The following is a 6,403-nucleotide window of genomic DNA, read 5'->3' as shown; positions in this document are numbered from 1 at the left end:
ACAGCACCACAAGCATCTCAAATCCACCAACATGCTGGAGCGGCTCAACGAGGAAATCCGCCGGCGCACCTATGTCGTGCGCATCTTCCCCAACACCGAAAGCTGCCTGCGCCTGGTCAGGGCCTTGGCCGTCGAGACCAACAAAACTGGATGGAGGCCTACCTGCGCGAGCACAAGAAGCTCACTCTGCGCCAAGCCGCATGACCAGCATATGGCCGCCCCATTTTGCAGGACTTGACGCACACAACCCGCTTTGCTCTCTCTACAAAGGCATCGGAGTTGCCGAGCCGCAACCGCCTTACATGCCACTGAAAGCGCCAGCCCGATGCTGACTCGCGCCATGTGAATTAAGAAGGGAGATCGAGCCGGCTTGGAGTGAGCCCAGGCTAAGATCTAAGCTCATCCACGTGCATGATCAGCTTACGACGGGCAGTCACGGCGTGGATGTGCCCGCGGTCAGGAGGCGTATCCAAGTAAACCCGCTGGGTAGATTGCAGTTCGGGATCCGAGGCACGCCCGCTGCCCGTAGCGATTTGAGGACAGCATTGTACACGATCCAACGCAATGACCGGCCGTCCGGCCTCTCGTGCAATTTAAATTGAAACGTCTGTCTTGCCGCTGCAGGTCGGCCCGTAAATCAAATGGATTAGCATGTGTTTACCGCTTAGAAGCCCTTGTTTTTCGAACTAACTGCCGACAACAAACTGGACAGGCTGTTCTCGTGGTTCGGTCCAGTTCACCAACGCCTATGTCGACATTTTAGGGCGCTTCACTACTAACGGGCACCGCACGATGGAAGCTCGTTCTCTCCGGCAAAGATACTCCCTGTGTTAGCTTCCGTGTTGTGTGCTTGCCCTCACCTGCGGGATACGGAAGGCCATCCCTAAAAGCATCGAATGCGGCAGCAACAGCGCGAATCCTAAAGCGATGCTCCCGCCGTACGCGGACAAAACCGTTTTCGAAGTCCACTATTTCGTCCTTGGCCAGCATCGCCAAACGCTCATCTGAACCGCGAAGACGGATCAAATCAGATCCGTGGGCGACACAGATTGCCGGCACGTCAGCCTCGAAATCGCACATTAATCGCTCGATGATTGCGGCTCGCAGGCGGTCGTCGTCTGTGAGGCGATGGCCCTTCGATGTCGCCAGTCGGCCAGCTGCGATGTGCCGGATGTAGAAATCCCGCGTAACTTCGTTTTGAACGTACCCCTGGCCAAAGCGGCCGATAGCCGACGCGCCGAAACCGATCAGGGTTCTGCAGGTATCGGCAGAGTAGCCCAACGAGTTACGTCGCAGGCGACCTGTTTCCTGTGCCAGCGCGAGCTCGTCGTGCGGCAAGGCGAAATGGTCGAGCCCGATCTCTCGGTAGCCGGCGGCAACCAGCGTCACGGCGGCAGCCGCATGCTGTTCAGCGCGGGCAGCGCTGTGGGGAAGAAATTCCGCCTCGATGAGGCGCTGGTTCTTTATTTGGGATGGGATATGCGAGTAGCCGAACAAGGCAAGCCGGTCGGGGCGCATGGCGACCGCCGCCCTCGCCGTCTCGACGCACGACTCCACCGTTTGACGCGGCAGGCCGTAGATGAGGTCGAAGTTGATCCGGTTTACTCCATGCCGGCGCAGCATTTCCACGGCAGCCGACGTCTGGGCCTCGCTCTGGATTCGGTTGATCGCTTTTTGAACAATGGGATCGAAGCTCTGTACGCCCAGGCTCGCGCGGTTCACGCCGGCCGCTCCCAAGCCTTCCGCCATCTCGGGCGTGAGCGTGCGTGGATCGATCTCGATGGCGACCGTAGCTGTTTTCGAGATGGCGAAGCGGCATCGCAGGAACTCCATCAGAGCGAGGAACTCGGCTGGTCCGATGAGAGACGGCGTTCCGCCGCCGAAATGTATGTCGCTCACGGGCAGCGTCTTCGGCACTCGCTCACAAACCAGACGGATCTCGTCACGCAGCGCCGCCAGATAGTTGAGGATGGGCGCATCATGGCGGGTGATGGTGGTTGGGAAGCCGCAATACCAGCAGGCTGATCGGCAGAACGGAACGTGCAGATAGAGTGACACCGGATCCTCAGCCGGCAGGTTCCTGAGCCATGCCTCATAAGCCTCGGCGCCGACCGCCCCGGAGAACTCCGACACAGCCGGATAGATAGTGTACCAAGGCAGCCGGGCCTCTCGAAATTTCGTGGTCTGCAAAGGCACAATCCCATACTGATAACAACCAACCCTACCCACCGCGCCCGCCTGGGTCCTTGCGCTATGTCAGTCCGTTCCGTTTGGGCTCGAATCTAGATCTTTTTTAGCAATGGGCCACAGGCGCCGCTGCCCATCACTTCGCGCTACGGCACCCTGAACGACGTTTACGAGGCCCCGGACGCCGATGACTGGGAATCGACCAACTACGCCAATCTCGTCGGCTCGCCGGATGCGTCGACGCTGCAAGCGTCCGGCCGGCTTCGGGCCCTCAAGCGGCTCTTCGCGCCGACGCCGGGGGGGCAAGGACCTCCTTGACCAGGGCGCCAGCGTCGATTTGGTGTTGCCGGTGGCAAGCGTGACGGATCCGCTCTTCAATCGGATCCTGGGGGGACTGGCGCCCCTCAAAACCGGTGGCGCGGAACGAGCCCCGATCTGCATCTTGAAAGGCGCGTTTACCAGCCGATGGAGCGCCTCGACCGATCGCGTGCTCGACCGCTTTGAAGTCGCCTACACGCCCTCCCCGTATAATGTACCTGCAAACCGGCACGTGCTCGCACAGCTGAGTGACTTCAACAAGCTGAAGCTTGCGCTGGCGAGCGACGATCCCGAAGTCATCGCCCGCGCGCCCAAACTGAGCCGTTCCGGACGTGTCGTGACCTTCCTCACCTATCCCGATGCGGCGGTGCCGATGCCATCCGCGGGCTACCTGCCCGCCACGGCGCCTTGGCTGGTCGCAGCGCCTCCTCCGAGCGGGCGGTTCTTTGGCTATTTCCTGTCGCATTCTTCACACAGGACGCCCGCGGCGAGGAGCGCGACGCCGAGACGGAGCGGCTGGCGAGCGAAACGCTGCGCTTCATAAATTACCTGACCCCGCAATTGGCTTGGACGCTCGACGGATACCTGCAACATCAATACACGCAGCGCTACCCGTTGACGGCCCCGACGGTGATGTTGCCGCTTGCAACCGATATCCAAACCCCTGCCACAGCTGCGCTGCGGGACGACCATGGCAGCGAACTGCCGCTGATGGGCTGGCGGTTCTATCTCTCGCCTGCGCACTTCGAACTTGGTTTCTTGCGGCAATACCTCAAGAAGGCTCTGGCGCCGGCTGACAATGGCGAGGCAAGGCCAACCGCGCTCCGCTCCATTTATGAGCCGCTGGCGGACCTGATTTTGGCCGTGGACCGCGGCAGCGCCGAACTGGTGTTGCAGCGCTGGGCCTATGAGGCCGATGCCCGCGCGGGGGCGTGCCGTCGCAGAGCGGCGCCCTCACCGCAAACGTGGCAAAGGTTGGAACACACAAGCGCGCGCTAAAGGCGTCTGATTCACCTAATGAATTCAAGATCCTTCGGGACTTGCTGCGCCAGCCGCTCGACAAGTTCCAAGCCGCCGTCAAGGTCTTCGCCTCTGGCGTGAAAGACGACTGGCTGACGATCACGATACCGTGCCCGGTTGGACGGAGCGGACTGGGTTCCGCAAGCCCTGTCACTGACGGCAGCGACGTGCTGCGCCTCGGCCTTCGCCTGGAGCGCCCGAGCGATGCGGTGGTGCCGGCGGGCATTGCCGACCCAATGCGGCCGCAGGCCACGCCTGGATTTGGCCTTGCAGTCGACAAGAACGAGGTCGCCATCTAACCGGAACTGCAAGGCGACACCTTTGCCGATCTGCATGACGGGGCGGCCACAGAGCTGGGCAAATATGTCTCGGCCAGCATGAAGACCTCACTGCGCGAACGCCTCGACTGGCTGCGTGCGATCCGGGCCGCGCCCGCGCTGCGCTCGCCGCTCCGACTCGCCCGCCGACGCCTTTGGCCTGCGCAACACCGTGCGGGCTCTCCTGCCCGACGTGGCCGCACGCATGGCCGCGCTGGTGACCTATGTGCACAATGACGACCCAGCTTCGGGAACCGACGCGCTGTTCGAACACGTCAAGGACCTTTCGGCAGAGCTGGCCGGCCATCTTTCGATGACGCTGAAGAGCCTGCTCATCACGACCCCGGGGCTCTTCGCCACGACCAAGGGCTTCGGAGTGGCGATCTTCGAACCCGATTCCTGTACCAACGGCACTACTCCTTGCAATTGCGTAAGCAGATCCATCCCGCACTCGCGCCAGGCGAGACCGCTAGCGACCCGTCGCGCTTTGATGTCGACCGTTTCCTCTTTCCTCTGTTCCACAACGCTGTGGCGGGGCGTTACGTTGTCGACATACTCGACGACGCCCGATATGATGACGAGTTCGAGATCGATGGGAGCGTTTTTGACCCGCCGCGGCCGCTGTGGACACGCGGCGGATCTGGCGTTGTGCTTGGGTCGGGCGGCGCGAAACTGCGCCAGCGCGGCGATGCCCAAGCGCGCAGCGGCGAGGACGTCATCGAGCAGCATAATCGCTTCGACGATGGCCTCGCCCCGGCCCGCCAGATCGAAGCCGATGTCGTGCATTGGAACCCGAACTGGACCGAACCGGTCGCCCCGAACACCCGGCGCTTCTACATGCTGCCCTCGCGACGTCGGCCCGCGACGCCAGTGAAGCAGAAGCCCAGCGCCGACAGCGGACCGCCTCGCGCGCCGCTGCCGGTGAATCTGACAACGCCCATGCGGCCCCTGAACGATCAGCTGGCCGACCTCCTGAAAGGTCGTCTCGATGATAAGAAGATGGTGGCCTTCGGCTCGGGCGGCACAGGGCTAAGAGCGAAGCGCCGCAATCCAACCCTGAAAGGGCTGATCCAGCCGACAGCAATGGGCTAGCCGCGCCCGGCTGGTGGCATCTCGAGAGCTATGCCTCCGAGCACTATTTCGTGCTGGAGGGTGACGAGGAGTCCTCGGGCTCCGAAGGCCCATTCCACAATGACCGCATCCGCATCGAGGTCGAGATTGGCGACAGCCCGTTCGTGGACGAGGATGCCGTCGCGCCAAAGACATACGCCGTCGAGGGTGAACTCGGCGACTGTTCGCATACCAGCGTCTGCGGGTCGCAAACCAAGCGGCGTGATCCCGAAGCCCGCCAAGATCTCGCGTGCTAACCTTGAGAAGCAGCTCCGCGACTGGCTGGCCCCAACGACTGCCGACGATGGGCTCCTGGTCCCGGCGCCGCCGGTCGTGGACTCCGGCGAGCGAGCATCGCAGAAGGGTAACAGCACGACTGTCGTGGCCGGCTTCACGCCCCAGCAAGTCGGATGCCGCGCAGCGGCTCGAGAATCAATGGCCGCAAGGGATTGGCGCGGTGCTGGCCGCCGAAATCATGGATCTCGATGCCGATCCAAAGCCGCAGGATCGCTTTGTGCTGAGGGTGGTTGTGCTGGACGAACCCTGGCGCTACGCGCGCGTGCGGGTCCGGATCGAGCGCAACAGGACGTCAACGACGACAAGCTGCCCGACATCAACCCGCTGTTCCAGATGATCGGGGAATTCTCCAGCTGGAGCAGTCATGGGCGCGAGCCGATGCTCCTTGATTTGCGCGACAGCGAGGTACTGGGCTTGACAGCCGAGGCAGTTCAATTGGCTGCGAAGCTGACGCTTGGCGAGTTCCTCAAGAAAGATATGACTACTCCCCTCGACTACGGCGATCAGGTTGGGACAGCCGTTGACGCCCAATTCACCGCATCGGGTTTCGGGCGGCTTCCTCTGTGGAACCCCGATCGTGTTCGACTGGGGCAGTACGCGGTCTCTGGCATGGTGATCCAACTGCGAGCGGACCTTCATCCGCGCTACGCAAGGGCCGAGCTGAACGATCAGATTGAGGAGCGCATCGAGGAGATCCCGCGCGTACATTTGGCGCCCATGCCGTCCGACCCGACTATGCCAAGGCGTGACTTCGCGCCAGTTCTCAAGGGCTTCACGCACACTGACGTGCCCTCGGCCCATCATGCGGTGCGTATCAATTGGACCAACGCCGCTGGCGAGCTAATGGTGAGTTGCGCGTGGCCAGTGCGATTCCAATCATGAAACGCAACGAGAGGCGCAGCCGAGCGATCTTGATTTTTGCTGATGCCATCGCACTAGGGTGCTCGATGCGACTCGAACGCGGCCTCGCCTTCGAAGCGCGGCTGTTCAGCGCCCTGCCCTCCTCGCGGCGCAGCGGGCATTGGTGGCGACACTGGCGGAGATGTATGTCCAGGGCGTGTCGACCCGCAAGGTGAAGGCGATCACGGAAGAACTGTGCGGCCATGCCTTCTCGGCCTCGTCGATCTCGGCCATCAACAAGCGGCTGGACGAGA

Annotated in this window: 9 protein-coding genes and 1 pseudogene; 8 read left to right on the top strand and 2 right to left on the bottom strand. The window is 62.3% G+C overall.

Going from position 1 to position 6,403, the window contains the following annotated elements; genetic code table 11:
- Positions 1-204: pseudogene (locus NKI64_RS31975) on the top strand (transposase); the annotation flags it as partial.
- A 182-nt stretch (positions 205-386) separates the two neighbouring features.
- On the opposite strand, the gene NKI64_RS31970 reads toward NKI64_RS31975, so the two are convergent.
- Positions 387-593, bottom strand: coding sequence for an isopentenyl transferase family protein (locus tag NKI64_RS31970; RefSeq protein WP_280790571.1), 207 nt, complete (start codon positions 591-593; stop codon positions 387-389).
- Between the two features lie 166 nt (positions 594-759).
- On the bottom strand, positions 760-2,190 hold the full coding sequence (gene hemN, locus NKI64_RS31965; RefSeq protein WP_352672069.1) for an oxygen-independent coproporphyrinogen III oxidase: 1,431 nt from the start codon (positions 2,188-2,190) through the stop codon (positions 760-762).
- 355 nt (positions 2,191-2,545) lie between these two features.
- On the opposite strand from hemN, the gene NKI64_RS31960 reads away from it, so the two are divergent.
- The 7 genes from NKI64_RS31960 to NKI64_RS31930 all read left to right on the top strand — a co-directional run.
- Positions 2,546-3,049 carry a hypothetical protein gene (locus NKI64_RS31960; RefSeq protein WP_352672067.1) on the top strand — a complete coding sequence of 168 codons (504 nt, stop codon included), beginning with the start codon at positions 2,546-2,548 and terminating at the stop codon, positions 3,047-3,049.
- Positions 3,050-3,066: 17 nt separating this feature from the next.
- Positions 3,067-3,504 (top strand): hypothetical protein, encoded by a 438-nt coding sequence (locus NKI64_RS31955; protein ID WP_352672066.1) that lies wholly within the window; start codon positions 3,067-3,069, stop codon positions 3,502-3,504.
- Positions 3,505-3,545: 41 nt separating this feature from the next.
- The gene (locus NKI64_RS31950) at positions 3,546-3,824 is read left to right on the top strand and encodes a hypothetical protein (RefSeq protein WP_352672065.1); all 279 of its coding nucleotides are present in this window, start codon (positions 3,546-3,548) and stop codon (positions 3,822-3,824) included.
- Positions 3,825-4,268: 444 nt separating this feature from the next.
- Entirely contained in the window at positions 4,269-4,934 is a 666-nt protein-coding gene (locus tag NKI64_RS31945; RefSeq protein ID WP_352672063.1) for a hypothetical protein, read from the top strand.
- A 50-nt stretch (positions 4,935-4,984) separates the two neighbouring features.
- Entirely contained in the window at positions 4,985-5,209 is a 225-nt protein-coding gene (locus NKI64_RS31940; RefSeq protein ID WP_023703296.1) for a hypothetical protein, read from the top strand.
- Between the two features lie 178 nt (positions 5,210-5,387).
- Positions 5,388-6,131: a hypothetical protein gene (locus NKI64_RS31935; RefSeq protein ID WP_352672061.1), complete on the top strand. Its 744-nt coding sequence runs from the start codon at positions 5,388-5,390 to the stop codon at positions 6,129-6,131.
- Between the two features lie 58 nt (positions 6,132-6,189).
- On the top strand, positions 6,190-6,403 hold a 214-nt coding region (locus tag NKI64_RS31930; RefSeq protein WP_502901416.1), incomplete at its 3' end, for a transposase.

The sequence above is a fragment of the Mesorhizobium sp. M0478 genome (assembly GCF_040321305.1).
Lineage (GTDB): Bacteria > Pseudomonadota > Alphaproteobacteria > Rhizobiales > Rhizobiaceae > Mesorhizobium.
This window is presented reverse-complemented; position numbering and strand designations above follow the sequence as displayed.